23 protein-coding genes and 3 pseudogenes are annotated in these 25,295 nt (G+C 69.2%); 10 read left to right on the top strand and 16 right to left on the bottom strand.

Going from position 1 to position 25,295, the window contains the following annotated elements; translation table 11 throughout:
- Window position 1: 1 nt before the first annotated feature.
- From AB8998_RS22505 to hisN, 10 genes are all read right to left on the bottom strand, one after another.
- Complete coding sequence (locus tag AB8998_RS22505) at window positions 2-622, bottom strand: TetR/AcrR family transcriptional regulator (protein WP_369739839.1); 621 nt, start codon at window positions 620-622, stop codon at window positions 2-4.
- On the bottom strand, window positions 622-1,518 hold the full coding sequence (locus AB8998_RS22500; RefSeq protein WP_369741704.1) for a hydroxymethylglutaryl-CoA lyase: 897 nt from the start codon (window positions 1,516-1,518) through the stop codon (window positions 622-624). Before AB8998_RS22500 ends, AB8998_RS22505 begins: the two co-directional genes overlap by 1 nt.
- A 48-nt stretch (window positions 1,519-1,566) precedes the next feature.
- Window positions 1,567-2,769 carry a CaiB/BaiF CoA transferase family protein gene (locus tag AB8998_RS22495; RefSeq protein WP_369739837.1) on the bottom strand — a complete coding sequence of 401 codons (1,203 nt, stop codon included), beginning with the start codon at window positions 2,767-2,769 and terminating at the stop codon, window positions 1,567-1,569.
- Window positions 2,769-3,947 (bottom strand): alpha/beta hydrolase family protein, encoded by a 1,179-nt coding sequence (locus tag AB8998_RS22490; RefSeq protein ID WP_369739836.1) that lies wholly within the window; start codon window positions 3,945-3,947, stop codon window positions 2,769-2,771. The genes AB8998_RS22495 and AB8998_RS22490 overlap by 1 nt, the downstream gene beginning before the upstream one ends.
- A gap of 2 nt (window positions 3,948-3,949) precedes the next feature.
- Window positions 3,950-5,053, bottom strand: a complete 1,104-nt coding sequence (locus tag AB8998_RS22485) for a homogentisate 1,2-dioxygenase (protein ID WP_369739834.1) — start codon at window positions 5,051-5,053, stop codon at window positions 3,950-3,952.
- A gap of 170 nt (window positions 5,054-5,223) precedes the next feature.
- On the bottom strand, window positions 5,224-6,198 hold the full coding sequence (locus tag AB8998_RS22480; RefSeq protein WP_369739832.1) for an NADPH:quinone oxidoreductase family protein: 975 nt from the start codon (window positions 6,196-6,198) through the stop codon (window positions 5,224-5,226).
- 28 nt (window positions 6,199-6,226) lie between these two features.
- On the bottom strand, window positions 6,227-6,397 hold the full coding sequence (locus tag AB8998_RS22475; RefSeq protein ID WP_369739830.1) for a hypothetical protein: 171 nt from the start codon (window positions 6,395-6,397) through the stop codon (window positions 6,227-6,229).
- A gap of 48 nt (window positions 6,398-6,445) precedes the next feature.
- Window positions 6,446-7,651: an acyl-CoA dehydrogenase family protein gene (locus tag AB8998_RS22470; RefSeq protein ID WP_369739828.1), complete on the bottom strand. Its 1,206-nt coding sequence runs from the start codon at window positions 7,649-7,651 to the stop codon at window positions 6,446-6,448.
- Between the two features lie 47 nt (window positions 7,652-7,698).
- Complete coding sequence (locus AB8998_RS22465) at window positions 7,699-9,099, bottom strand: acyl-CoA dehydrogenase family protein (RefSeq protein ID WP_369739826.1); 1,401 nt, start codon at window positions 9,097-9,099, stop codon at window positions 7,699-7,701.
- 78 nt (window positions 9,100-9,177) lie between these two features.
- Window positions 9,178-9,963, bottom strand: coding sequence for a histidinol-phosphatase (gene hisN / locus AB8998_RS22460; RefSeq protein ID WP_369739824.1), 786 nt, complete (start codon window positions 9,961-9,963; stop codon window positions 9,178-9,180).
- A gap of 34 nt (window positions 9,964-9,997) precedes the next feature.
- Here hisN and AB8998_RS22455 point away from each other — a divergent pair, with 34 nt between their 5' ends.
- Window positions 9,998-10,348 (top strand): hypothetical protein, encoded by a 351-nt coding sequence (locus tag AB8998_RS22455; RefSeq protein ID WP_369739823.1) that lies wholly within the window; start codon window positions 9,998-10,000, stop codon window positions 10,346-10,348.
- On the opposite strand, the gene AB8998_RS22450 is transcribed toward AB8998_RS22455, so the two are convergent.
- Window positions 10,345-10,488 carry a PPE family protein, SVP subgroup gene (locus AB8998_RS22450; protein WP_369739822.1) on the bottom strand — a complete coding sequence of 48 codons (144 nt, stop codon included), beginning with the start codon at window positions 10,486-10,488 and terminating at the stop codon, window positions 10,345-10,347. The genes AB8998_RS22455 and AB8998_RS22450 overlap by 4 nt on opposite strands.
- Between AB8998_RS22450 and AB8998_RS22445 the strand changes: the two genes are divergently transcribed.
- On the top strand, window positions 10,476-10,721 hold the full coding sequence (locus tag AB8998_RS22445) for a hypothetical protein (protein ID WP_369739821.1): 246 nt from the start codon (window positions 10,476-10,478) through the stop codon (window positions 10,719-10,721). The two genes, AB8998_RS22450 and AB8998_RS22445, sit on opposite strands and share 13 nt — an antisense overlap.
- 284 nt (window positions 10,722-11,005) lie before the next feature.
- On the opposite strand, the pseudogene AB8998_RS22440 reads toward AB8998_RS22445, so the two are convergent.
- The 3 genes and pseudogenes from AB8998_RS22440 to AB8998_RS22430 all read right to left on the bottom strand — a co-directional run.
- Window positions 11,006-11,116, bottom strand: a pseudogene (locus AB8998_RS22440) (PPE domain-containing protein); the annotation flags it as partial.
- Window positions 11,117-11,120: 4 nt separating this feature from the next.
- Window positions 11,121-12,209, bottom strand: coding sequence for a PPE family protein (locus tag AB8998_RS22435; protein ID WP_369739820.1), 1,089 nt, complete (start codon window positions 12,207-12,209; stop codon window positions 11,121-11,123).
- A gap of 84 nt (window positions 12,210-12,293) precedes the next feature.
- On the bottom strand, window positions 12,294-13,436 hold the full coding sequence (locus tag AB8998_RS22430) for a PPE family protein (RefSeq protein WP_369739819.1): 1,143 nt from the start codon (window positions 13,434-13,436) through the stop codon (window positions 12,294-12,296).
- A 593-nt stretch (window positions 13,437-14,029) separates the two neighbouring features.
- Between AB8998_RS22430 and AB8998_RS22425 the strand changes: the two genes are divergently transcribed.
- The 3 genes and pseudogenes from AB8998_RS22425 to AB8998_RS22415 all read left to right on the top strand — a co-directional run.
- Entirely contained in the window at window positions 14,030-15,289 is a 1,260-nt protein-coding gene (locus AB8998_RS22425; protein ID WP_369737678.1) for an ISL3 family transposase, read from the top strand.
- A 174-nt stretch (window positions 15,290-15,463) separates the two neighbouring features.
- The gene (locus AB8998_RS22420; RefSeq protein ID WP_369739817.1) at window positions 15,464-16,636 is read left to right on the top strand and encodes an ISAs1 family transposase; all 1,173 of its coding nucleotides are present in this window, start codon (window positions 15,464-15,466) and stop codon (window positions 16,634-16,636) included.
- Window positions 16,637-16,696: 60 nt separating this feature from the next.
- Window positions 16,697-16,924, top strand: a pseudogene (locus AB8998_RS22415) (nitric-oxide reductase large subunit); the annotation flags it as partial.
- Between the two features lie 113 nt (window positions 16,925-17,037).
- Here AB8998_RS22415 and AB8998_RS22410 read toward each other — a convergent pair.
- Window positions 17,038-18,405 (bottom strand): annotated as a pseudogene (locus AB8998_RS22410) (nitric-oxide reductase large subunit); the annotation flags it as partial.
- A gap of 218 nt (window positions 18,406-18,623) precedes the next feature.
- Here AB8998_RS22410 and AB8998_RS22405 point away from each other — a divergent pair.
- Together AB8998_RS22405 and AB8998_RS22400 are read left to right on the top strand one after the other, a co-directional pair.
- Complete coding sequence (locus AB8998_RS22405; protein ID WP_369739816.1) at window positions 18,624-19,421, top strand: universal stress protein; 798 nt, start codon at window positions 18,624-18,626, stop codon at window positions 19,419-19,421.
- A gap of 9 nt (window positions 19,422-19,430) precedes the next feature.
- Window positions 19,431-21,155, top strand: a complete 1,725-nt coding sequence (locus AB8998_RS22400) for a GAF domain-containing sensor histidine kinase (protein WP_369739814.1) — start codon at window positions 19,431-19,433, stop codon at window positions 21,153-21,155.
- Here AB8998_RS22400 and AB8998_RS22395 read toward each other — a convergent pair.
- Window positions 21,152-22,531, bottom strand: a complete 1,380-nt coding sequence (locus AB8998_RS22395; protein WP_369739813.1) for an FAD-dependent oxidoreductase — start codon at window positions 22,529-22,531, stop codon at window positions 21,152-21,154. The genes AB8998_RS22400 and AB8998_RS22395 overlap by 4 nt on opposite strands.
- A 119-nt stretch (window positions 22,532-22,650) precedes the next feature.
- Between AB8998_RS22395 and prfB the strand changes: the two genes are divergently transcribed.
- Genes prfB through AB8998_RS22380 form a run of 3 tightly spaced genes read left to right on the top strand, consistent with a single transcriptional unit; the run spans window position 22,651 to window position 25,263 of the window.
- The gene (gene prfB, locus AB8998_RS22390) at window positions 22,651-23,766 is read left to right on the top strand and encodes a peptide chain release factor 2 (RefSeq protein WP_369739812.1); all 1,116 of its coding nucleotides are present in this window, start codon (window positions 22,651-22,653) and stop codon (window positions 23,764-23,766) included.
- Window positions 23,756-24,793 (top strand): mechanosensitive ion channel family protein, encoded by a 1,038-nt coding sequence (locus AB8998_RS22385; protein WP_369739810.1) that lies wholly within the window; start codon window positions 23,756-23,758, stop codon window positions 24,791-24,793. The genes prfB and AB8998_RS22385 overlap by 11 nt, the downstream gene beginning before the upstream one ends.
- A complete protein-coding gene (locus AB8998_RS22380; protein ID WP_369739809.1) occupies window positions 24,790-25,263 on the top strand; it encodes an Rv3103c family proline-rich protein in 474 nt (157 codons plus the stop codon). Before AB8998_RS22385 ends, AB8998_RS22380 begins: the two co-directional genes overlap by 4 nt.
- The last annotated feature ends 32 nt before the right edge of the window (window positions 25,264-25,295 follow it).

Below are 25,295 nucleotides of genomic sequence, written 5' to 3'. Positions count from 1 at the left end.
CTTAGGTGCCGTACAGGGTTTTCTTCCAGACCGTCGACAGGGTCGCGATGGCGTCCGTGTCGCTGATCTTCAGGCCGAGGCCCTCGGGGCCCGAGGTGCCGACGAACACGGTGGTGAAGTTCTCGAACAGCAACGCGATGGCCGCGGCGGTGTGCTGCGGGTGCAGGTCGGTCCCGTGGCCCTGCTCCTGCGCCCGGCGCACGGAGGCCGCGACGATGTCCATGCCGAACCGCCGGAACTCGTTCTGCAGGTGCGCGAACCGGCGTTGGGTGGCCGCCAGTTGCGCGACCGCGATCATGATGCCGATGTTCTGCTTAAACATGTTCCAGTAGCCGGTGACCACCGAAGTGAAGAACGCGTCGTCGTCCGGGGCGTCGGGCAACTGGACGCGCAGCGCCGACGGTGTCACCACGTCGTGCAGGAAGGACTCCGCCAGGAAGGCCAGCAGGTCTTCCTTGTCGGCGAAATACCGGTAGAACACCGCCGGTGATTTCCCGGCCGCCGAGGTGATGTCGGCCAGCGTGGTGCCGTGAAAACCGCGCTCGGCGAAGAGTTTGCGGGCAGCTTGTTCGATGGCCGCCCGGGTCTGGCGGCCTTTGGCGGTCAGGGTGGCGGCGGGCATCAGGCCCGGATCCGGTCGCCGGCGCGCAGCAGGGCGCCCGGCAGGTCGTGGCCGACAACCGATTTCGCGACGCCGGCGGCGGCGATCGCGGCCCGCAGGTCCACGTCGACGGTGATCCCGCTGTCGGTCAGCAGGTACACCAGGTCCTCGGTGGCGATGTTGCCGGTCGCGCCCGGCGCGAACGGGCAGCCGCCCAGCCCGCCGACCGAGGCGTCCAGGCGGGTCACCCCGGACCTGACCGCCGCGTAGGCGCTGGCCAGCCCGGCGCCGCGGGTGTTGTGGAAGTGCCCGCCCAGCGGCAGGTCGCCGAGCACCGGACGCAGTTGTGCGATCAGCGAACTCACCCGCCCCGGGGTGGTGGTGCCGATCGTGTCTGCGATGCAGAACCGGTCGGCCCCCTGCTCGCCGGCGGCCGCGGCGATGTCGAGGACCCGCTGTGGCGGGGTGGGGCCTTCGAACGGGCAGTCCCACGTGGTGGCCACGATGACCTCCACGCTGATGCCGCCGTCGTGGGCGATGGCGACGATCTCGCCGATCTGCCCGGTGGCCTCGGCGGTCGACCGCCCGACGTTGGCTCGGCTGAACGCGTCGCTGGCCGCCACCACGTATTCGATCGAACCCAGTCCGGCCGCGACGGCCCGCCTGGCGCCGTTGGGGCTGGCCACCAGCGCCGAGAACTCGATGTCGGGGTAGTCGCGCAGGTGTGCGGCCAGTTCGGCGGCGTCGGCCATCGACGGCACCTTCGACGGGGAGACGAACGCCGTCGCCTCCACCTCGCGAACCCCGGTGGCGGCCACCGCAGCCAGCAGTTCCAGCTTGGCCGGCAACGGGATCGGCTTCTCGATCTGCAGGCCGTCGCGCAGCGCGACCTCGCGGATGGCGACGTGCTCAGTCAATGGCACCGCTCCTCCTCATCGCTGCGCTCTGCATCGTCGCCGGTGCGGTCATAGCACCCCCTCCGCCCTCAATTCGTCGAGCTCCGCGGCAGTCCTGCCCAGCAGCCCGGTGTAGACGTCGTCGTTGTGCTGCCCCGGACGCGCGGGGCCCGCGTTGCGGACGCCGCCGGGCGACTCGGAGAGCACCGGCACGACGCCCGGCCCCAGCACGTCGCGCTGCAGCCGCTCGTCGTAGTGCTCGACCAGCATGCCGCGGGCGCGCAGCTGCGGGTCGCGCACCACCTCCGCCACCGTGTTGATCGGCCCAGCGATCACGCCTGCGGCGCTGAGGGTTTCGATGATGTCTGCTGGGTCGCGTCGTGCGGCCCAGTCGCCGATGATCGCGTCGAGCTCGTCCTGGTTGCGACCGCGGGCCGCGTGCGTGGCGAACCGGTCGTCTCCTGCCAGCTCCGGGCGGCCCATCGCTTTGCACAGCCGGCCGAACACGGTGTCCTGGTTGGCGGCGATCACCACCCACGAGCCGTCGGCGCCGCGGTAGATGTTCGACGGTGCGATGCCCTCGAGCCGGGTGCCCGACGGTCCGCGCACCACACCACCGACGTCGTAATCGGGAATGGTGGATTCCTGCACGGCCAAACAAGATTCGGTTAGGGCGACGTCGACCACCTGGCCTCGCCCCGTGACGCTGCGGCGGTACAGCGCGGCCAGCGCGCCCTGCGCCGCGAACATGCCGGCCAGGCTGTCGCCCAGCGAGATCGCCAGCCGGGGCGGCGGCCCGCCGGGAAAGCCGTTGAGGTGCCGCAGCCCGCTGGCGGCCTCGGCCACCGAGGCGTAACCGGCCTTGTGCGCCTCGGGGCCGGTCTGCCCGTAGCCGGACACCCGGACCAGGATGACGCCCGGGTTGCGCGCGCTGAGCGCGTCGTAGCCCAGCTCCCACTTCTCCAGGGTGCCCGGCCTGAAGTTCTCCACCACGATGTCGGACTTCTCCACGAGGTCGAGGAACAGCTCCCTGCCGCGCGGCCGGCGCAGGTCCAGCGTGACGGCCCGCTTGTTGCGCGCGTGCACCGTCCAGAAGACGTGCTGCCCGTCGACCTCGGCCTGGCCCCAGGTCCGCAACGGGTCCGGGGCGCCGGGCGGTTCGACCTTGATGACGTCGGCGCCCATGTCCCCGAGCAAGCGCCCGGCGAACGGCCCGGCGATCAGGGTGCCCAGCTCGAGCACCCGGATGCCGTCGAGCGGTCCAGCCGTCATCAGCGCCCCGCGAAGTCGTGGCGGACCAGCCAGTCCGTCACGATGTCGACGGCCGCGCGCAGCTTGTCGCGCTGCTCGGGTCCCGCGTAATAATGTGTGGCTCCAGGAATTTCGTGCATCTCCTTGTCATGGTGTCCGATCACGTCGAATAGCCGCCAGGTGTGGCTGGGTGTGCAGGCGTCGTCGGCCAGATTACCGATCACCAGCGCGGGGACGGCGATGTCGCGCCCGCACGTCACGCCGTCGCCGCGGGCGTCGTCGTAACTCCACTGCGACAGCCAGCCGCGCAGCGTGGAGAAGCGGGCCAGCCCGACCGGGCTCATGTTCACCACCCGGGGGTCGCCCAGGTAGCAGGTTCCCGGGGCGCGTTCGTTGGGGTCGACCGTCGGGTCCAGCCAGCGCGGATCGGCCATGGTGCCGTGCACGACGAAGCAGAACTCGTCGTCGGGGCGCCCGTCAGCGGCGAGCTTGGCCAACTTTTCTTTGACCCACGCGGTGATGCGCCGGTTGCGCTGAATCTGGGCCTGCCGGTAGCGGTCCAGGAACTCCGGGCTGTAGGGCGGCTGGTTGGGGTTGTCGGGGTCATACAGGTCCAGCTCGGGATCGCGCTTGGAGGGGTCGGATTCGTCGAGGATGGAGGCGTCCAGCCATTCGGTGAGCGTGCCGTGGCGGCTGATGTGCGCGGCCAGCAGCATGATGCCGTCGGCGGCAGGCAGGTCCAGGGCCGTCAGGTCGGGACCGTCGCCCGACGGGCTCGAGGTGATGGTCGCGTGCTGGGCCTGCTGCTGGTAGAACAGCGACAGCGAACCGCCCCCGCTCCACCCGGCCAGCACCACCTTGGTGTACCCCAGCCGGTTCTTGGCGTCCTTGATGCACTCGCCGAGGTCCTCGACCACCTTCTCCATCAGCAGGCCCGAATCCGTGCCGCGAAACCGGCTGTTGCAGTAGATGACGTGATGCCCGGCCCGGGCCAGTGCGTTGATCATCGGCAGGTATGCGCCGCCGCCGATCGGGTGCATGAACACCAGCACGGTATCCGAGGGCCTGTCCTTCGGCTTGAGCAGATAGCTCTCCAGCACGGTGATCTCGGCGAGTCCGCCGTAGACGTCGCGGACGCTGGAATTGTTCTGGAAAGCAACAAGATAGGGGATGCGGTCGTAGTCGTGGCGGGTCGTCATCGTCAGTGCTGCCCCAGGTCGTGGGCCAGCACCTCGGCCGACGGGGTCAGCCGGCGGCGGGTGTCCACGGCGATCACCTGCCAGTCCACCCGGGAATACTCGTCGAACTTGCGGCGCGCCCGCTCCCGCGCCTTTTCCGGTGCGCCGTGGTGAATTCCCTGCGGTGCGTGGGTGATCAGGCCGGGGGGCATCGGGATGCCGTAGAGCGAGCCGCCGTGGAAGAAGGCGATCTCGTCGTAGTCGACGTTGCGGTGATACCACGGGGTGCGCTCGGTGCCGGGGACGCCCTCGGCGGGCTTGGGCAGGAAGTTCATCACGTACACGCCGGCGGCCTGCATGAACAGGTGCACGGTCGGCGGCAGGTGAACGCTGTCGGAGGTGACGACGTTGTAGTCGGCGATGTTGAACGTGAACGCGAAATTGTCGCCGCGCCAGCCCTCGACGTCGAGCGGATTATGTTGGTAATAAAGAGTTGTCGTGCCGACACCGGCGACCGGCCGGTGGACGAGGCGGACCTCGTATTCGTCGCGGCCGTCGTCCTCGACGGGTGCGGGTTCGGGGATGGTGGCCTGGGAGGGGTCGAAAGGGAAGTGCCTGCCCAGGGCGCCCGGGGGAGGGACACGCAGCTCGTCGGTGGTCTCGACCATCAGCAGCGTCGTCTCGCAATCGGGCACCTGGCGCCAGGTGCACGCCTTCGGCAGGTAGACCCAGTCGCCCTCCCGGTAGCTCAGCGGCCCGAACTCGGTCTCGACCAGGCCGGAGCCGCGGTGCACGAAGCACAGCAGGTCCCCGTCGACGTGGCGGGTGTAGAACGGCATCGGTTCGTGGCGGCGGCTCAACGATATTCGGCAGTCGTCGTTGTCGAACATGAGCAGCGGACCGCCGCGCGCATCGGTGGCATCGCCGGGTTTCAGCGCGTCGGATACCACGTCGACGGGCCGCAGCGGGCTGGTCGCCCGGTAGGCGGTGGGGTCGTGGCGGCGGTAGAGATTGGCGGTCCGGCCGGTGAACCCTCCGCGGCCCAGCTCGTCGTCTTTCAGCCCGTCGAGGTCGGCGTGCAACCGCCGCGGCGTCCTGCCTTTGCGCAGATGAACGAAGGATTCCATGAGGCGACTCCGGGGTGTGGACAGGGCGCGAAACTAAAAGTGACATTAGTTTTCTTTTCTGTCGCGCACAAGGGCTCCTGCGAGCCGCGCGAGCCACGGCAGTCGCCGCCGGGCGGAGACGCGCCGGAGGCCGGTGGGTCAGATGCGACCGCGCGGTGGTCAGCGCCCCGTCATCGATCGCGAACCCGGAGTACGACCTTCCCTTTGGCGGTGCGGTTCTCCAGCGACGCCACCGCGGCGGCGGCCTCGTCGAGCGGATAGACCACCGGTTCCGGCGGCGTCAGCCGGCCGGAGCTGAGCAGTTCCTCGAGGCCGGCCCACTGCTCGGCCAGCGCGTTGGGGTGGGTGCCGGTCCAGGCGCCCCAGCCGACACCGACCACGTCGATGTTGTTGAGCAGCAACCTGTTCACCTTCACGGTGGGGATCTCCCCGCCGGTGAACCCGACGACCAGCAGGCGGCCCCCGGGCGCGAGCGAGCGCAACGAGTCGGTGAACCTGTCGCCGCCGACCGGGTCGACGACCACGTCGACCCCGCGCCCGTCGGTCAACTCCTTGACCGCGTCCTTGAATCCCTCGGCCAGCACCACGTCGGTCGCGCCCGCCGTCGTGGCGATCTCCGACTTCTCCGGCGTGCTGACCACCGCGATGGTGCGCCCCGCCCCGAGCACCGGCGCCAGCCGCAGCGCCGAGGTCCCGATACCCCCGGCCGCGCCGTGCACCAGCACCGTCTCGCCGTGGGCCAGCCGGCCGCGGACCGTCAACGCGAAGTACACCGTCAGGTCGTTGAACAGCAGGCCGGCGCCCGCCTCGAAGCTGACGTTGTCGGGCAACCTGAAGACCCGGTCCGGCGAGAGCACCGCGACCTCGGCCATGCCGCCGGACAGCATCGTCAGCCCGACCACCCGGTCACCGGCGTGCACATGGGCGCCCTCGGGCGCCGACCGCACCACCCCGGCGATCTCGGCGCCCAGCACGAATGGCGGATCCGGCCGGTACTGGTAGAGGCCCCGGCTGAGCAGCGCGTCGGGAAACGCGACCCCGGCGGCGTGCACGTCGACGACCACGCCGTCGCCTCGGGGTTCCTCGGCTTCGGTCACCTCGATCGCGTCCGGACCGTCCAGCCGAGTCACTTGTGCAGCGCGCATGCCACCTCCATCGTCGGTGCCGATCAGCCTACTTGCGCCTCAGAATCCGCCGGCGACCCGGACCACCGCGCGGCCGGAGCGCACCGAAGCCGCCGGAGGTGCCGGTGACGACGACCGGTCTCGCATCCGCCGCGACGCCCCAGTCGATCAGCGCCCACCCGCTCATGGCCGCGGTGAAGCCGGCGGTGCCGATCGCCACGCCCTCGTACGGAACTGGCCACCCGCTCGGCGCGGCTGACCGCGCTCGCTACTTGAGCTCGGCCGACGACAAGCCCAGCAGGCGGCGCGCGACGACCAACTGCTGGATCTGCTGGGTGCCCTCGAAGATGTCGAGGATCTTTGAGTCGCGTGCCCACTTCTCCAGCAGCGTGTGCTCGGAATAACCCGTGGTCCCGGCCAGTTCGACGGTCTTGAGCGTGACGTCGCTGGCCATGCGGCCGGCCTTGGCCTTGCTCATCGACGCCTCTTTGGAGTTGGGGATCTTGTTGTCGGCCTGCCACGCCGCGCGCAGCGACAGCAGGTAGGCGGCCTCCCAGTCGGCCTCCATCCGCAGGAACTCGGCCGCCGCGGCGCTCTGCACGTGCGAGGGCCTGTCGTAGGAGATCTCCACGCCGGCTTCGGTGAGGATCTTGCGGATCTCCTCGAGCGCGGCACGGCCCACCCCGACGGCCATGGCCGCGACGATCGGCCGGGTATTGTCGAAGGTTTCCATCACCCCGGAAAAGCCTTTGCCCACTTCGATTTCCGGGCTGCCCAGCAGGTTTTCCTTCGGGATGCGCACGTTTTCGAACCGGATGGCCGCGGTGTCGGAGCCCTTGATGCCGAGCTTGCGTTCCAGCCGCTCGACCGTGACGCCGGGATGCTCGCGCGGGACGATGAACGACTTGATGGCCGCGCGGCCCTTCGACTTGTCCAAGGTGGCCCACACCACGATGTGGGTGGCGCGAGAACCCGCGGTGACGTAGATCTTCTCGCCGTTGATGATGTACTCGTCGCCGTCCAGCTTGGCCGTGGTGGACACCGCCGCCGAGTCCGATCCGAAGCCCGGTTCGGTGATCGCCATCGCCGCCCACACCTTGCCCAGGCGTTCCAGCTGCTCGTCGGTGGCGACCGCGGAGATTGCCGCGTTGCCCAGCCCCTGATAGGGGACCGAGAGCATCATCGCCAGATCGCCCCAGCTGGCCTCCAGGGTCTGAAGCAGCGCGGCCATGTTGGCACCGTTGTGGTTGGTGTCGCGCCGTTCCTCCTCGTCGCGCAGCGCGTCCGCGCCGGCGAAGGCCATCGCCGAGGACGCGCCCTCGAACAGGCTGAAGAGCGTGTCCAGCTCGACGGGGTAGGCGTGCTCGTTCAGGTCGTATTTGCGCGCGATCGGCCGCATCAACTCGGCGGCCCCCTGATGGGTCGTGTCCATCACCGCTTGCAGTTTGCGAGGAAGTTCCAGATTGATTGCCATGATTGAACTTTCGGCTCGGGTTGAACGGGATCCGATTGGGAAAAGGCTCAGATGACGACGACGCCCTCGGCGACGCCGATGGCCCGCAGATCGCGGTACCACCGCTCGACCGGGTGCTCTTTGGTGTAGCCGTGGCCGCCGAGCAGCTGCACGCCGTCCAGGCCGATCTGCATGCCCTTGTCGGCGCCGAGCCGCTTGGCCAGCGCCGCTTCGCGGGTGAACGTCAGGCCCTGTTCGGCCCGCGCGGCACCGCGCCAGGTGATCAGCCGCAGGCCGTCGAGTTCGATGGCGATATTGGCGCACATGAACGCAACGGCCTGGCGGTGGGCGACCGGCTCACCGAAGGCGTGGCGTTCCTTGACGTAGGGCACGACGTAGTCCAGCACCGCGTGCGAGGTGCCGACGGCCAGCGCCGCCCAGCCCAGCCGGGACAGCGCCAGCGCTTCGGAGTAGTCGTCGTCGCAGGCTTCGTCCTCGCCCAGCCGGGCGCTGCACGACACCGACACCCCGGACAGCTCGACCTGGCCCAGCGCCGCGGCCCGGATTCCCATGCTCGGGTCCGCTTTGACGGTCACGCCCGCGGCGGACGACTCGACGATGAACAGGGCGGGCTTGCCGTTCAGCTGCGCACCGACGATGAACAGCTCGGCGTCGGCCGCGGCGGGAACCAGTGACTTCACGCCGTCGAGCCGGTAGCCGCCCGGGGTGCGCACCGCCGTCGTCCGTAACCGGGTGGGGTCGAACAGCGGGCGCGGTTCGGCGATGGCCACGCAAGCCTGCGGCACGTTCTCGCCCGCGAACTCCGGCAGGTAGGTGGCCTGCTGGTCCGCGCTGCCCCAGTGGGTCAGCGCGGCGGCCACCCCGCCCGGGGCAAGGATCGGCAGCGCCAGGCCCATGTCGCCGTAAGCGAGTGCCTCGGCCACCAGCACGTTGGTCACGCTGGAGCGGTGCGCGGCGATGCCGTCGAAGTCCTCGGGGATGTTGACCGCGGTGATGCCGAGCTCGGCGGCCTTGGCGATGAGGTCGGGCGGGTAGGCGGCGGCCTCGTCGGCGTCGCGCGCGGCCGGGCGCAGGATCTCCTCGGCGAATTCCTCGACCGTCTCGGCGATCAGCTTCTGGTCCTCGTCGGGCGTCAGGTCGAAATAGTCCTTGCCGCTGGACTTCAGCCGCGTCGGTCCGCTGCGCAGATTCTGGACCTGCTTGAACTGGCGGGACGCGGCGGCGCTGGTCGAGAAGATCGTCTTGGTGCCGTAGCCCAGACCGCGGTTGAGCGGGCCGCGCAGGCGGTACTTGTCCAGGAAGTCCTGGCCAACGAGCGGGGTGATCAGCGCGATGGCGATGTCGATGGCGGTCCGCTTGTGCGGTTGCATCCCGACGCCCGTGACGCCCCCGCCCCGTCTGGGTCGGCGGGAGGAATCGGAATGTGAACCGGAACGAGTTGCGGTCATGTCGGCAGCCTCTGTCGTTGGGGCAGTGCGGATACCCCTATCTTACTGTGGAGTAAGATAGATCCTGCATCCTGTTATCTAATTCACAACAATCCTGCCCAGCACCTGCTCGTGCAACAGGCCGTTGGTTGCCACGGCGCTGCCGCGGTGCGGGCCCGCCACCCCGTCCAGGCCGGTGAAAGCCCCGCCCGCTTCGCGCACCAGGATGTCGAGTGCGGCCAGGTCCCATACCGACACCTCCGGTTCGGCGGCGATGTCGACGGCGCCCTCGGCGACGAGGCAGTAGGACAGGAAGTCGCCGTAGGCGCGCACCCGCCATACGGCGTCGGTCAACTCGATGAAGCGGTCGCGCAGGCCGCGCTGCGCCCACCCCGACAGGCTCGAGAACGACAGGCTGGCCGAATCCAGCTGTGCCACCGCCGAAACCGACAGCCGGCGGGGTGGGTCACCGTCGAACCCGACGAACGCGCCGTGGCCGCGGGCCGCCCACCACCGGCGCCGCAACGACGGCGCGCTCACCACACCGACCGTCGGGACGCCGTCGACGAGCAGCGCGATCAGGCTGGCCCACACCGGCACCCCGCGGACGAAGTTCTTCGTCCCGTCGATCGGGTCGATCACCCACTGCCGCCCGCGGAATGTCGTTGTCCCGCCGAACTCCTCGCCCAGGATGCTGTCGTCCGGCCGGTCGCGCCCGAGCAGCTCACGCAGGTCGGTCTCGACGGCGCGATCGGCGTCGGTCACCGGCGTCAGGTCCGGCTTGGTGTCGACGTGCAGGTCCAGCGCACCGAACCGGGTGCGGGTCAGCGCGTCGGCGCGGTCGGCCAGCGTCAGCGCCAGCGCCAGATCCTCCGGGGGGCTCATGACAGCAGTCCTACCATGCCTCTAACCTGGCCCCGTGTGGGAATTCGGTGTGCTGCTCATCCTGGTGGCGGTGCTGGGGGTGTTCCTTGCCCAGCGATTTCTCTCGCGCGGCCCGCGCGGGGAGTCGCTCGCCGGCACACTGCTGGTGACCGGCGTCAGTCCGCGGCCGGACGCCACCGGTAGGCAGTACGTCACCATCGCCGGTGTCATCAACGGGCCCACCGTCGCCGAGCACGCCGTCTATCAGCGCATGGAAGTCAACGTCGAGCGATGGCCGACGATGGGTCAGCTGCTGCCGGTGGTGTACTCGCCCAAGAATCCCGACAACTGGAGGCTGGCACCGCCCGACCCGCCCCAGCCGCCCGAGCCGCCGCCGGGGGGCTAGCCACCGGTCAGGGGACGGCTCATCACCGTGATCCGCACGCCGTAGCGCGGGACGACGATCGATGGGCGGAAGGTTCTGCCGGCGGGCATCCCGGGCAGGCCCGAGCCAGCTCGGTGGAGCGTACCGGATGCCGGCGGCAATGGCGTTGTCCGACAACGGCGAAACGAGGCGGCCCGCCGGCTGGGCCCAACCCGCCGGCACCGACAGCGGCCCGACCGAGCCGGCCCGGGCCAGGCTGGCGACCATCGGATTCGGCGGCCCGGCAAAGCCGGGAAGAGCGCCCCCGAGCGCGGAAGGCTGCTCCGCCCCCAGGTCGGGCAACACCCTCAAGTTGTTCATGACGTCGACGACGCCCGCGGGAAAGTCCGAGTAGTTGTCGAGCTGGCTCGTCACGGTATCGATGGCCACGGCGGAATCGAAGACCGTGGGGGCGAACCCGGTCGCCTCAGTTGCCGACAGTGCCTCCGAAACGGCTTGTGACATTGGCCCCGCGGCGGTGTCGACGGCTCGGATGACGGCGCCGTACCGGGCGGTGAGCCCTGCCTCGTTGGTGGTTTGCCGCGGGGACCTGAACGGGCAGCGTGGCGTTGGCGGCGTTGGCGTACATGGCGGTGGCGTCTTGGGCTTCGGTGGCTGCGATAGCGGCGGTGATGTCGAGTCGGCCGACACCACGTCCCAGGAGCCTGCGGCGGCCATCAGTGAGCTCGAGCCCGGGCCGGCGTACATCCGGCCGGAGTTGACCTCCGGCGGCAGCAAAGCGAAATCCACCCCGTCACCCGGCCGCCGGCGGCCTCGACATGATCGTGAGCCGGGCGCCGTACCGCGGGACGACCAACGTGGCCCGTGAACCGGTGCCGCCCGGCACCCCGGGGAGGCCCGGAAGACCGGAAGCCGGCTGAGCCGGGCCGCCCGTCGCCGTGGCCGAGACATCGGTGCCCGGCAACGCCGTGACCGTGCCGCCGACCGGTGTCGCCCAACTCGCCGGCACCGACATCGACCCGATCGTGCCCGCGCGGGCAAGGGCTGCGGTGACGCTCCCCAGGCGCGGGCCGCCGCCCAGGCTCGACGCGGACAGCGCGGGCGCCGCCTCCGCTGCCTCCGCTGCCGCCCCGAGGTCGGGCAGAATCCCCAACCTGTCCTCGGCCCCGATGATCCCGGTCTCGATCAAGCCCGTCTTGGCGGTGGAATTTATCACCGTGCCCACGGCCCTGATCGCGGTGAAAACAGTCAGGCTATCCGGCAGGAGCGACGCATTGGTGGGCAGGATCGACGGCGCCGCGTTCGTCGTGGCCGTCAACGCGTTCGTCGCCGCCGAGACGGCTCGTGACACCGCGCCGGTGGCGGTGTGGGGGGAGTGGAAGGGCGGCAGCGTGGCGGTGGCGGTGGCCGTGTTGGCGGCGTAGCCGTACATGGCGGCGGCGTCTTGGGCCCAGTATTCGGCGTATTGGGCTTCGGTGGCTGCGATGGCTGCGGTGTTTTGGCCGAAGAAGTTGGTGGCGATCAGGGCTGCCAGTTGGGTGCGGTTGGCGGTGACCGCGGCGGGGGGCACGGTCGCGGCGAAGGCCAGTTCGTAGGCGGCTGCGGCGGCGCGGGCCTGCAGGGCGGTTTGTCTGGTGTGTTCGGCGGTGGTGTGCAGCCAGTCCAGGTAGGGGGTGGTGGTGGCCGTCATGGTCTGGGCGGCCGGGCCATGCCAGTGCAGGGTGGCCAGGGTGGAGAGCACCGATGCGCAGGTGGCGGCGGTGATGTCGAGTTCGGCCGACACCGCTTCCCAGCTGCCCGCGGCGGCGATCAGTGAGCCCGAGCCCGGGCCGGCGTACATCCGGCCGGAGTTGACCTCCGGCGGCAAAAAAGCGAAATCCATTGTCCCACTTTTCTTTAGCTGCTAGGCGCGGCGAACCGTTGCGGTGTTGCCACCGCCCCGGCCGCCCGCGAGCTGGAGTTCGTGTCAGCCGGCCGCCGGTGGGCGCGGCATCACCGTCAACTTGACGCCGTACCGGGGCGGGGCGCCCACGCCGACGCCACGCGCGGCCATCCCCCCGGGCATCCCCGGGTAGCCGGGGGAGCCGGATGCGGCCGCCTCCTCGGTCCCCGGCAGCGTGGTCATCCCGGCTGGCGTCAGCGCCGCGACGGTGCTGGTTGACGGTGCGGACCAGCTGACCGGCACGGACATCGGTCCGATCGTGCCCGCACGGGCAAGGGTCGCGGTGACGTTGCCCAGCCCCGCGGCACCGCCCGTGGAGGCGCCGCTGAGTGCCGGGGCGATCTCGGCCGGGGCGGCGGCAGCGGCGGCAGCGCCGAGGTTGGGCAGGACTCCCAGGTTGTTCTCGGCGCCGATGACCCCGGCGGGCAACGCCTCCATGTAGTAGGTGGAGTTGATCGCGGTGCCGGTGGCCTGTATGGCGTCAAGAACGGTCAGGTCTTCGAGAATGCTCGGTGAGCCGGCGGGCAGGATCGAGGTCGCCGTGCTGGACAACCCCGACAGCGCCTGCGACACCGGGTCCGACGCGGCGGCGCCGTTGGCGGCGTTGGTGACGGCGGTGTTCTGAGCGGTCAGCCCGGACTGATCGGTGCCGTTGTGCGGCGAGGAGAACGTCGACAACTGTGTGGTCGCCGCCTTCGCGGCGGTGTCATAGCCGGACATCGCGGTGGCGTCCTGGGCCCAATACTCGGCGTATTGCGCATCGGTCTGCGCGATCGCCGCGGTGTTCTGGCCCAGGATATTGGTCGCCACCAGGTAGGACAGCCGGGTGCGATTGGCCGCGACGGCCGGCGGGGGCACCGTCATCGCATACGCATGTTCGTAGGCCGCCGCCGCCGTCCTGGCGGCCATGGCCGTCTGCTTGGCCTGCTCGGCCGTCGACTGCAGCCAATTCATGTACCGGGCGGCGGTGGCCGCCATCGCCTCGCTGGCCGGGCCGCGCCAATGCAGGTCCAGGCCCGACACCGCCGACTCATAGCCCTCGGCGGTGGTGCTCAATTCGGCGGACACCGCGTCCCAGCTTCCCGCGGCGGCCAGCAGAGAGCCGGCGCCGGGGCCGGAATACATCCGGGTGGAATTGATCTCCGGGGGGAAGAAGAGGTAGTCCATGCGTCATATCTCCTTAACTGAGGGGCAGGAGCGGCTGCGGAGGGGGCGAACAATCAAACAGTCTGTGAGTCAGAGAATCTCAGGCCTGCGGGGCGCGCGGGCGGGAATGCCGTCAGACGACGCGGAACGGGCACCAATCAAACCGCTGGTGGGGCATGCGCGGAGGGCATTCACGGTGACCTTCACTTGGGACCGCCATAAAAATGGCAAGACGGCATGGGCGGTGCATGCGATTTATATGAATTTCTTGCGGTGGTTGAGTGAAATCTGAATAGTGGCGGTGATCCGAGGTGCGGCTATGCGGATGAAACGCCACCCTGTCCGGGAAGTCGCGCGCACAGGCGCGCAGTTCTCAGCTCCGGTGTGCGACGTTTTCCTTCCCGAAAGCGGCGATACCCTCCAGCAACTCCGGGTGCCGCAGAAATGGCGTGATGATGTCCGCCGGTAACGGGAAGACGACGGTCGAATTCTGGCTCTCCTGACGTTCATGTGGATCAGGGAGCGTGTGGTATGGCGGCGGGGATGGTGAGCGGGGCGCACGGACGGTGATCTAGGTTCGATGGCCTTAACCCCGATCGATCCTGGAGCCGTCCGTGCGCGCATCAACCCTACTCAATTCCCTGCTCGATCTGCCTGGCGTGCGCGTCGGCGCGGCCGCTGTGCACGGTGGTGAGCTGCGCGTCACGGTTAGCTTGCGCCGGCGCCGGCTTGGCTGCCCGCACTGCTCGTTTACGACCCGGCATCGCTATGACACCCGGGAGGTGGACTCGTCGTGGCGGCATCTGGACACCGCCGGGCGGATATGCCGGATCCTGTTGCGGCGCAGGCGGCTGCGCTGCCCGACACATGGTGTGCTGGCCGAAGCGGTGCCGTTCGCCCGCCCCGGCTCCCGCCACACCCGCGACTTCGAGGACCTGGTGGCCTGGCTGGTCACCAAGACCGACAAAACCACCGTCAGCACCTTCGCCAGGGTGGCCTGGCGCACCGTAGGCGCAATCTGCGAACGCCTCGCCCCCGACGTGCTCGACCCCAACCGGCTGTGCGGGCTGGTCGACATCGGCGTTGACGAGATCTCCTGGTGCAAACACCACCGGTATTTGACGCTGGTCTCCGACCACGACAGCGGCACCATCGTGTGGGGCAAACCCGGCAAGGACAGCGACACCTTGGACGCCTTCTTCGATGAACTGCCCGACGAAGGTGCGTCCATCGAAGCGGTGTCGATGGACATGGGACCCGCCTACGCCAAAGCGGTGCGCCAGCGGGTGCCGGCGGCGGTGATCTGCGTCGACCCGTTCCACGTTGTCAAGCTCGTCACCGACGCGCTCGATGCGGTGCGCCGCCAGGTGTGGCAGGCCGCCCGCACGCTGCCCGATCAGCGCATCGCTCGCACGTTCAAGGGTGCGCGCTGGGCGCTGCTGAAGAACCCCGCCGACCTCACCGACACCCAAGCCGAAACCCTGCGGGAAATGAAACGCAGCGGCGGGATCCTTTGGCGCGCCTATCAACTCAAAGAAGCGTTGCGCGAGGTCTTCGCCGGCGACCTCGACGCCGCCACCGTCGCCGAACTGCTGGATCGTTGGTGCTCGCGAGCCCAACGCAGCCGCATCCCGGAGTTCGTCAAGGCCGGGCGCACCATCCGCAAACACCGCGCCGGCATCAACGCCGCCATCGAGAGGAACCTGTCGAACGGACGCCACGAAGGGCTCAACACCAAGGTGCGTCTCCTCGTGCGCCGTGCCTACGGCTTCCACAGCGCTCAAGCTGCCCTCGCTCTCATCCTCCTGGCTTGCGGACCGGTCACCCTCGAACTCCCATACCACACCAGGGGCCACCCACATTCATGTCAATAGAGCCCGAATTCTGATCTGCGCCCAATTCGAGCAGCGTTTGCAGGTAACGCAATTGCAGCGAAGCGGGGTTCTTCGACAGGGTGCCGGAAAAGTTGATGCGTAGTGCTGTGACCTTGGCTGTTATCGCCGCGTGACCGGCGTGGCGTATGTGGCGGGTGTGACTAACGGGTTTGGATGCAGGTTGCGAATCCATCCATCCGAACCCGAGGTCACACCCGCGTGCCATCTTCTCCTACGCCGCCTGCCGATGCGAATCCGACGCGCCACGAACGACTGCTGAGTGTCCTCAACACGGTGCCCGACCCACGTGACCGACGCGGGGTGCGTTACTCGTTGGTCGGGGTGCTCGCACTGGCGGTCACAGCTACCTTGGCCGGGTGCCGCTCGTTCGCGGCGATCGGTCAGTGGGCCGCAGAGACCGCAATTGACAATCTGGCCTCGTTCGGACTCACCAGCGGTAGCGTTCCGGACGAATCGACGTTGAGAAAGTTGTTCGCCCGCATCGATGCCGACGCCCTCGACCGGGCGTTGGGCACATGGATGTGGACGCGAACCTTCACCGTCGAGCAACGCCGGGTGATCGCGTTGGACGGCAAGACCCTGCGAGGTGCGCGCACCCGCCCCGACGGTAAGGCGCCGCAGCTGGTCGCCGCGTTCGACCATGGTGCCGGTGCGGTGCTCGGGCAGGTGGCCATCGACGCAAAGAGCAACGAAATACCTGCTGTGCGAACACTGTTGGGACAGTTCGATCTGGAAGGGGCGGTGGTGACCCTTGATGCGATGCACACCCAGACCGACACTGCCACCGCGATCACCGGGGCGGGTGGGGACTACGTGTTCACGGTCAAGGCGAACATGCCCACCCTGCACCAGACGCTCAAGAAGCTGCCGTGGAAGGACATGCCCGCGCACACCGCCACGACTGTTGAGCGTGGCCGGCGGGTCACCCGAACGATCAAGGTCGCCGACGCTCCCGACTGGATCGACTTTCCCGACGCAGCCCAAGTCGCCCAACTGCGCCGCACCGTCACCGACAAAGCAACCAAAACCGTCGAGGTCGTCTACCTGATCACCTCAGCAAACCACACGGCGGCGCCGCCGCAGCGACTCGCCGCCTGGGTACAGGGCCACTGGAGCATAGAAAATCGCCTTCACTGGGTCCGAGACGTCACTTTCGCCGAGGACGGATCACAGGTACGTACCGGTCAAGCGCCACGCGTGATGGCCACCTGCCGCAACCTCGCCATCGGAATACTCCGCATCACCGGATGGGACAACATCGCCGCCGGCCTCCGCCACCACGCCAGACACCCAGATCACGCCCTCAAATTGATCCTGACCTCATGAGACGTGACTTTTCCGGGACCCTGGGTTCTTCGACAGCGTCTCGGCCGCCGCCCGCAATTCTTCGGATGCCTGCTGCCCCTCGGCGTGCTGCAGCTCTACCACTCCGTCAGCGACGGCTACTTCGAGGCCAGGTCGCTGGGCTACATCACCAAACCGGGCAACTCGGTGCTCGAATGGCTGCGGCTGCCCGGCGACCTCATCTTCATCGTCGGCGGTGTGCTGCCTTTCGTCTGGATCGCCTCGACGGCGCTGCGCAACTTCCGCTCCGGGGTGACCGCCGAGGAGTTAGGCCTCGGCGCCGGTCCTGCGATCCTGCCGTCAAGGAGTGAGCCGATGGCACCGCCGGCCATCTCGGTGATCCTGATTGCCGGGTACTCACTGGCACTACTGGCCATCGGGTGGGCCGGAATCGCCAGCCCGGAGAAGAAGAACAGCCACGGCATGTTCATCTTCGACTCGCCCTTGAGCCTGGCCCGCATGCCGCGCCAGATGATCGCGATCCAGAGGAACAGCCCCACGATCAGCAGGACCTGCCACAGCCTCGGCAGGTCGAGGTACTCCCACTGCTGGGAGAACAACCCGCCGTGCGGGATCACCCCGTAGATCGACAGCGCTTCGCAGAGCAGCGACCCGAACACCACCACGGCCACCGCACCGAGCAGCACGTAGGCCAACAACCCCTGCCGTCGCGGCTCGCGGCGGGCGATGAAGGGCACCAGGAAGATTCCGCCGGCCAGGAAAGCCGCCGCCGTCCAGAACAGCGACAGCTGAACATGCCAGGTCCGGGCCAGGTTGTAGGGCAGCACCCGGGCCAGGTCCAAGCCGAAGAACGTCGACAGGTCGGCCCGGTAATGCTCGGCGGCCGCCCCGAGCAGCGTCTGCGCCAGGAACAGCACCGACACGATCGCGAAGAACCAGATGGTGGCGCGCTGTGCCGGCGTCAAGCTCACCTCACCGGGCTGACGGAACGACAGCGTGGACGCCTCGGCGCTGTGCCACCCGACCTTCTGGCTCCAGCGGCCGTAGACGGCGAACATGATCCCGATGCCGCCGAGCAACGCGACCAGCGACAACGCCGACCACACGATCACCGGGGCGGTGGGACCGTTGTCGACCCGCGGCTCCGACGGCCAGTTGTTGGTATAGCTGTACTTGTGGCCGGGACGCTCGGCCGCCCCGGCCCACGCCGTCCACGCGAAAAATGCTGTCAGATCGTGGATTTGGGCCTTGTCGGTGATCATCTGGGGCAGCAGACCGTATTTGGTGGAGTTCTCGCCGAAGTAAGCCGCATAGTGCCGCTGGATGCGGTCGAAGGCGGCGGCCTGCCGGTCGGTGAACACCAGCGTCTTGGTGGCCGGGTTGTAGCGATTGGTCCGGAACTCGCTCGCCACCCGGCCGTGCGGGTCGGCCACGCCGTGTGCGCGCAGCTGGCCGGCGACGTCGTCGGTGGCCATCCGCAGGTACTCGGCCGTGTAGTCGGGCCCCAGATAGGCGCCGTGGCCCAGCACCGAGCCGTATTCCATCAGGCCGCGAGCCTGGTAGAGCTCCTGGCCCCGCGTGATGTCGTCGCCGGTGAACAGCAACTGGCCCGATTCGCTGACCACCTTGTCCGGCATCGGCATCGACGCCGTGTAGGTGCGGTGGGCTCGTATGCCCATCACCAGGGAGCCGAAGATCATCACCAGGGCGACGCCCTGCGGCCAGCCTCTGGAAACCAGCGGCTGTGACGACGACTGATCGGGACGCGGCGATGCCTGCGGAGCGGCCATCCAATGTCTTCTCGCGCAACTTGTCGCGGGTCAGGAATACAGCGGTGCCTGACGCCCCCAGGACGCCACAGCCCATCCAAATTGGCGGCGGGCCGCCTTGGCAACCCCTTGCGATACGGCGAATAGGGACCAATGACACCCGTTTGTGCATCCAATGCCCCTGCACCTGCCCGGATTGCCGCAGTTAGCGTGCGGAGGGAACGAGCCGGGGAGAGCACATGTTTCATTCAGCTGCGACCGTCGTCGTCGGCGTGGACGGGTCCAAGGCGGCCATCGATGCGGCCCGGTGGGCCGTCGATGAGGCGGTCAGCCGGGACATGCCGCTGCGGCTGGTCTACGTCATCGAGCCGTCGGAACCGGTCGGCGCGGAAGTCGAGACGGGCGGGCATGCCGCCGCGCGGTCGGCCCTACGCGACGCTCAGCGCGCGGTCGAGGCGACCGGCAAGCCGGTGAAGATCGAGACCGAAATCCTGACGGGGAAGCCGCTGGTCGCACTGATGGAAGAGTCCAGAGCGGCCGCCATGATCTGTGTGGGGGCGCTCGGTCGCAACCACGCCCACCACGGTGTCGGTTCGCTGGCGGCGGCCGTGGCGGCCTCGGCCCTGTGCCCGGTGGCGGTGATCCGGCGGGCGCCGGGCCAGCCGGCGCCCCGGCAGGTCAGCCGCGTCGTCGTGGAAGCGGACAAAGCCGCGCTGTTGCGCTTCGCCTTCGACGAGGCCCGGTTGCGGCGGGCGCCGCTGTGCGCGATCTCGGTCTCCGCGACGGCCGGCTCGGACAACCCCGACGGGAGACGTCTGGCGCAGGCGGAACTGCGCCGGCGGATCGCCCCGTGGGAGCACCTGTACCCCGACGTGCCGGTCGAGTCCGGCGTCGTGCGCGGAACCGTCGACAAGTATCTGGACGCCGCCGAGGAGCCCGACCAATTGTTCGTCACCGACTCGCGCGCCTGCCGCGAGTTGTGCGGCACCCCTAATGCCAAACACTCCGTCCTAGCGTTCCGTTTCGGAAACCTGTAGGGCCGCGCGATGACTCCCGCACACGCCGGGACGGAAACGGTTCCCGACGGGGATGGCACGGCCGTACATCGGCTACGCCGGTCCTTGTCGCAACTCCGGCTGCGCGAGCTGCTGGCCGAGGTGCAGGACCGCGTCGAGCAGATGGTCGAGGAGCGCGACCGTCTCGCCGGGCTGGTGGAGGCGATGCTGGTGGTCACCGCCGGGCTGGAGCTGGATGACACCCTGCGCTCGATCGTGCACTCGGCGACCGATCTGGTGGACGCGCGCTATGGCGCCCTGGAGGTGCACGACCGGAATCGCCGCGTATCGCAGTTCGTGCACGAGGGCATCGACGAGGACACGGTGCGGCGCATCGGCCACGTCCCCGAGGGCAGGGGGATCGTCGGTCTGCTGATCGGCGAACCCGCACCGCTGCGGCTGGACAAAATCGCGGATCATCCCGCCTCGGTGGGGTTTCCGCCGCATCCTCCACCGATGCGGACCTTCCTGGGGGTGCCGATCCGGGTGCGCGACGAATCGTTCGGGACTCTCTACCTGGCCGACAAGCTCAGCGGGCAGCCGTTCAGCGACGACGACGAGGTGCTGGTCCAGGCACTGGCCGCCGCCGCCGGTATCGCCGTGGCGAATGCCCGGCTCTACGAGCAGGCCAGGGCGCGGCAGTCCTGGATCGAGGCGACGCGCGACATCGCCACGGAACTGCTGTCCGGTACGGAGCCCGCGACGGTGTTCCGGCTCGTCGCCGAGGAGGCGCTGACGTTGACCGCGGCCGACGGTGTCGTCGTCGCGGTCCCCGTCGACGAGGGGATGCCGATCGCCGCCGCCCACGAGTTGCTGGTGATCGAAACCGGAGGCAAGGTAACGCCTTCGGCGATCGGGCGAACCCTTGCGGTGGCGCGCACACCTCTCGCCGACGTGCTGGCCGACGGTGCTCCCCTCCCGGTCGAACACTTCGACCTGGACGGTGCGGACCTGGGACCCGCCCTGGTGTTGCCGCTGCGGGCCACCGGCACCGTCGCCGGCGTCGTGATCATGCTGTACGGCGGCGCGGCGGGCTCGTTCACCGACGAACAGGTGGAGATGATGGCCGCGTTCGCCGACCAGGCGGCGCTGGCCTGGCAGCTGGCCACCTCGCAGCGCCGGATGCGGGAACTCGACGTGGTCACCGAGCGGGACCGCATCGCGCGCGACCTGCACGACCACGTGATACAGCGGCTCTTCGCCGTCGGGCTGACGTTGCAGGCCGCGGCCCCGCTCGCGCGCGTGCCCGAAGTGCAGCGGCGGCTCGCCGATGCCGTGGACGACCTGCAGGGTGTCATCCAGAAGATACAGACGACCATCTACGGCCTGCACGGGGCGCCGCAGGGCGCCTCGCTGCGCGAACGGATCGACGAGGCGGTCGCCCGACTCGCCGGCGACCTGCGCACCAGCGTGCAGTTCGTCGGGCCGTTGTCGGTGGTCGAGGGCACCCTGGCCGAACACGCCGAGGCGGTGATCTGCGAAGCGCTCGTCATCGCGCTGCGGCATCCCCGGGTCACCGCGGTGACGATCCGGGTCGTGGTCCACGACGATCTGTGCATCGAGGTGAGCGACGACGGTTGCGGCGCAACGGAAGCCGGTGGCGGCCGGAAATTGGCGCGCCTGCGGCGGCGGGCGGAGCAGGCCGGCGGCGAGCTCACCGTCGAGACCACCGCGGCCGGGGGAACGGTGCTGCGCTGGACCGCGCCGCTCGTCTAACCGTGGCCGATGCGCAGCAGCTCCGCCAGATCGGGCAGTTTGACGCGGGGCCGTCCCTGCGCCTCACCGGCGGTGCGCTCGTAGCGGTCGATGAGTTGCCAGTGCGCGGCGGTGACCAGCTTGGGCTGGCGCGAAGCCAGCCACTCGGCCAGTTCGTCGGCACGCGCGGCTCCGCGCCCGCCCGGCACGTCCGAACCGGCGCCGGTCAGGTCGGCGATCAGGGTGTCGACGGTGTCCTGGGAGTCCTTCTTGTTGGTGCCGATCACCCCGCTCGGCCCCCGCTTGATCCAACCGACGACGTATTCGTTGCGGCTGCCCGCTATCCGGCCGTCGGTGTGGGGGATGGTCCCGGTCCGCTCGTCGAACGGCAGCCCGGGGATCGGCACACCGCGGTAGCCGACGGACCGCACCACCAACTGGGCCGGCAGCTCTTCGCGCTCGCCGGTGTCCTGCGCCGTCACCCGCCCGTCGGCGTCGGTGACCAGTTCGTTGCGGCCGAGCACGATGCTTTCCACCTTGCCGTCGCCCTTGATCTCGATCGGCGAGGTCATGAACCGGAACACCAGGCGCCGGTGCCCGGGGTGGGGTTCGTGGCCGGTTCCCCGGTTGGCATAGTCGCGCAGCACCTTGATGTTCTGCTTGGCCGTCTTGCCCACCGCGGCGGCGTCCTCGTCGGTGATGCCTTCCAGCTGGGCGGGGTCGACGATCACGTCGACCCCCTCGAGGTCGGCGAGCTCCCGCAGCTCCAGCGTGGTGAACGCGGCCTGCAGGGGGCCGCGCCGGCCCACCAAGACGACCTCCTGCACACCGCGGGGCCGCAGTTTCTCCAGCGCGTGGTCGGCGATGTCGGTGCGCGCCAGCACTTCCGGGTCGGTGATCAGGATGCGGGCGACGTCGAGTGCGACGTTGCCGTTGCCGATGACGACGGCCCGGGCGCCCGACAGGTCGGGCGCCATCCGCGCGAAGTTGGGGTGGGCGTTGTACCAGCCCACGAAGTCGACGGCGGCGACGCTACCCCGCAGGTCTTCGCCGGGGATGTGCAGCGCGCGGTCGGACTGGGCTCCGACGGCGTAGACGACGGCGTCGTAGCGCTCGGCGAGCTCGCCCGCCGAGACGTGTTCGCCCACCGTCACGTTGCCGAAGAACCGGAAGCGCGGGTCTTCGGCGGTCTTTTCGAATTGCTTGCTGATCGACTTGATCTTCGGGTGATCGGGTGCCACCCCCGACCGGACCAGCCCCCACGGTGTCGGCAACATCTCCAGCATGTCGACGTAGATGTCGAAATCCTCCGCCGCGTCGGCCGCCTTGAGCAGGGAGGCCGCGGCGAAGAATCCCGACGGTCCGGAGCCGACGATGGCTATGTGATACAGACGCATGCTCAAGCCTTTGCGCGGTCGGGGGGTGCAACGGAACGGTCCCTCGATGCTAAACGTCAGCGCGGTGACGGCGACCTGAGCATTCGCCGCGGGCCCGCGCGCCGGTAACGTGGTCGGCTGTGGAACCCGACCGTCAAGCCGACATCGCCGCCCTCGACTCCACCCTGACCACGGTGGAGCGGGTGCTCGATGTGGATGGTCTGCGCACCCGCATCGAGAAGCTCGAGCACGAGGCGTCCGATCCGCAGCTGTGGGACGACCAGACCCGGGCCCAGCGGGTGACCAGCGAGCTCTCGCACGCCCAGGGCGAGCTGCGCCGTATCGAGGAGCTGCGGCGGCGCCTCGACGACCTGCCGGTGCTCTACGAGCTGGCCGCCGAGGAGGAGGGCGGGGCCGGGGCCGACACGCTGGCCGAGGCCGACGCCGAGCTCGCGGCGCTGCGCGCCGACATCGAAGCCACCGAGGTGCGCACCCTGTTGTCCGGCGAGTACGACGAGCGCGAGGCGCTGGTCACCATCCGCTCCGGCGCGGGTGGGGTCGACGCCGCCGACTGGGCCGAGATGCTGATGCGCATGTACATCCGGTGGGCCGAGCAGCACAAGTACCCGGTCGAGGTGTTCGACATCTCCTACGCCGAGGAGGCGGGCATCAAAAGCGCCACCTTCGCCGTGCACGCGCCGTTCGCCTACGGCACGCTCTCGGTGGAGCAGGGCACCCATCGGCTGGTCCGGATCAGCCCGTTCGACAACCAGAGCCGGCGCCAGACGTCGTTCGCCGAGGTCGAGGTGCTCCCGGTCGTGGACACCACCGATCACATCGACATCCCCGAGGGCGACGTCCGCGTGGACGTCTACCGTTCCAGCGGGCCCGGCGGGCAGTCGGTGAACACCACCGACTCGGCGGTGCGTTTGACCCACATCCCCACGGGGATCGTCGTGACGTGCCAGAACGAGAAGTCCCAGCTGCAGAACAAGGTGTCGGCGATGCGGGTGCTGCAGGCCAAGCTGCTGGAGCGCAAGCGCTCCGAGGAGCGCGCCGAGATGGACGCCTTGAAAGGCGAGGGCGGCAGCTCCTGGGGCAACCAGATGCGCTCCTACGTGCTGCACCCGTATCAGATGGTCAAGGATTTGCGCACCGAGTACGAGGTGGGAAACCCGGCGGCGGTCCTGGACGGGGACATCGACGGGTTCCTGGAAGCGGGGATTCGGTGGCGCAACCGAAAAGATGACGACTAACCCCACCGTCCTCGCCGCGGCCCGGGTGTCGGCGGCCTCCGCCACCCAGCGTTGGCACGACTTCTGGCGCGGCGAGATCGGCGAATGGATCATCACCAGGGGTCTGCGGATCGTCATGGTGCTGATCGCGGCGGTGCTGGCCGCCCGCTTCGTCAACTGGGTGGCCCAGCAGGTGACCCGGCAGCTGGACATCGGGTTCGCCGAGAGCGACGCGCTGGTGCGCTCGGAGGCCACCAAGCACCGGCAGGCCGTGGCCTCGGTGATCTCGTGGGTGTCGATCGTCATCATCGGCATCTGGGTGATGCTGCAGATCGCCGACGTGCTGCGGTTCTCACTGGGTGGGCTGATCGCGCCGGCCACCGTGGTGGGCGCGGCGCTGGGCTTCGGCGCCCAGCAGCTGGTCAGGGACATGTTGGCCGGCTTCTTCATCATCGTGGAGAAGCAGTACGGCTTCGGCGACCTGGTCACCCTGACCGTGGTGGCATCGACGGACGCCAGCGGCACGGTCGAGAACGTGACCCTGCGGGTGACCCGGCTGCGCTCGGCGGACGGTGAGGTGTTGACCATTCCCAACGGGCAGATCGTCAAGGTGGTCAACCTGTCCAAGGACTGGGCCCGCGCGGTGGTGGACATTCCGGTGTCCATCAACGCCGACCTCAACCGGGTCAACGAGGTGTTGCACCAGGAGTGCGAACGCGCGACGGGCGACCCGGTGCTCAAGGACCTGCTGCTGGACGCGCCGACCGTGATGGGGGTGGAAAGCATCGCGGTCGACACCGTCACCCTGCGCGTGGTGGCCCGCACCCTGCCCGGCAAGCAGTTCGAGGTGGGCCGGCAACTGCGGGTGCTGGTCATCCGGGCGCTGGCCCGTGTCGGCATCGTCACCGCGGCCGACGCGACGGTGGGCCTGGTCGAGGACGACCCCGCGGTACCGGCCGCCAAGGCCGCCCGCGACAAAGCGGAGGCAGCCGGCGACAAGTCCGCCGACGCAGGTGACACGACCACGGATGCGGTGCAACGGCGATGAAGGTCACCCTCAACGTCCTCGAGAGGCACGGCGCGGAGCAGGAACGACGCTGGCCGGGTTATCTGTTCGGCGGCCGGATCCGCACGTCGACGCTGGTGCTGATCGTGGCGTTCCTGGCGGTGTGGTGGGTCTACGACACCTACCGCCCGCAGCCGCCCCCCAAGCCGCCGGCCCCGGCGGTGGTGCCGCCGGGTTTCGTGCCCGACCCGAACTACACCTGGGTGCCGCGGACCCGGGTGCAGCCGCCCCCCACCGTCAGGTACACCCCGACCACGACGGTGCCGCCGGCGCCGACCACGACCGAGCCGCCGCCCGTCACGACCACGACCACCGAGCCGCCGCCGTTCGTGCTGCCGCAGCTACCGTGCCTGCTGCCGCCGCCCTTCTGCCCGCCCAGCACCACCCCGACCACACCAACGCCGATGCCGGGCCCCGGCCCGGCGCCCACTTCGGCACCACCGGCCAGTTGACTTCGTCCAGCGGCGAAAGCCGCGGCTACACT

Origin of the sequence: Mycobacterium sp. HUMS_12744610 (genome assembly GCF_041206865.1) — a bacterium.
Lineage (GTDB): Bacteria > Actinomycetota > Actinomycetes > Mycobacteriales > Mycobacteriaceae > Mycobacterium > Mycobacterium servetii.
The sequence above is the reverse complement of the archived record's forward strand: the minus strand, read 5'-3'. Positions and strand labels throughout refer to the sequence as shown.

Bases quoted from the DNA above. Each gene is read 5' to 3' on its own strand.
- AB8998_RS22505 (WP_369739839.1), bottom strand. From the start codon at position 622: ATGCCCGCCGCCACCCTGACCGCCAAAGGCCGCCAGACCCGGGCGGCC.
- AB8998_RS22495 (WP_369739837.1), bottom strand. From the start codon at position 2,769: ATGACGGCTGGACCGCTCGACGGCATCCGGGTGCTCGAGCTGGGCACC.
- AB8998_RS22490 (WP_369739836.1), bottom strand. From the start codon at position 3,947: ATGACGACCCGCCACGACTACGACCGCATCCCCTATCTTGTTGCTTTC.
- AB8998_RS22485 (WP_369739834.1), bottom strand. From the start codon at position 5,053: ATGGAATCCTTCGTTCATCTGCGCAAAGGCAGGACGCCGCGGCGGTTG.
- AB8998_RS22480 (WP_369739832.1), bottom strand. From the start codon at position 6,198: ATGCGCGCTGCACAAGTGACTCGGCTGGACGGTCCGGACGCGATCGAG.
- AB8998_RS22470 (WP_369739828.1), bottom strand. From the start codon at position 7,651: ATGGCAATCAATCTGGAACTTCCTCGCAAACTGCAAGCGGTGATGGAC.
- AB8998_RS22465 (WP_369739826.1), bottom strand. From the start codon at position 9,099: ATGACCGCAACTCGTTCCGGTTCACATTCCGATTCCTCCCGCCGACCC.
- hisN (WP_369739824.1), bottom strand. From the start codon at position 9,963: ATGAGCCCCCCGGAGGATCTGGCGCTGGCGCTGACGCTGGCCGACCGC.
- AB8998_RS22445 (WP_369739821.1), top strand. From the start codon at position 10,476: ATGCCGGCGGCAATGGCGTTGTCCGACAACGGCGAAACGAGGCGGCCC.
- AB8998_RS22435 (WP_369739820.1), bottom strand. From the start codon at position 12,209: ATGGATTTCGCTTTTTTGCCGCCGGAGGTCAACTCCGGCCGGATGTAC.
- AB8998_RS22430 (WP_369739819.1), bottom strand. From the start codon at position 13,436: ATGGACTACCTCTTCTTCCCCCCGGAGATCAATTCCACCCGGATGTAT.
- AB8998_RS22420 (WP_369739817.1), top strand. From the start codon at position 15,464: ATGCAGGTTGCGAATCCATCCATCCGAACCCGAGGTCACACCCGCGTG.
- AB8998_RS22405 (WP_369739816.1), top strand. From the start codon at position 18,624: ATGTTTCATTCAGCTGCGACCGTCGTCGTCGGCGTGGACGGGTCCAAG.
- AB8998_RS22400 (WP_369739814.1), top strand. From the start codon at position 19,431: ATGACTCCCGCACACGCCGGGACGGAAACGGTTCCCGACGGGGATGGC.
- AB8998_RS22395 (WP_369739813.1), bottom strand. From the start codon at position 22,531: ATGCGTCTGTATCACATAGCCATCGTCGGCTCCGGACCGTCGGGATTC.
- AB8998_RS22385 (WP_369739810.1), top strand. From the start codon at position 23,756: ATGACGACTAACCCCACCGTCCTCGCCGCGGCCCGGGTGTCGGCGGCC.
- AB8998_RS22380 (WP_369739809.1), top strand. From the start codon at position 24,790: ATGAAGGTCACCCTCAACGTCCTCGAGAGGCACGGCGCGGAGCAGGAA.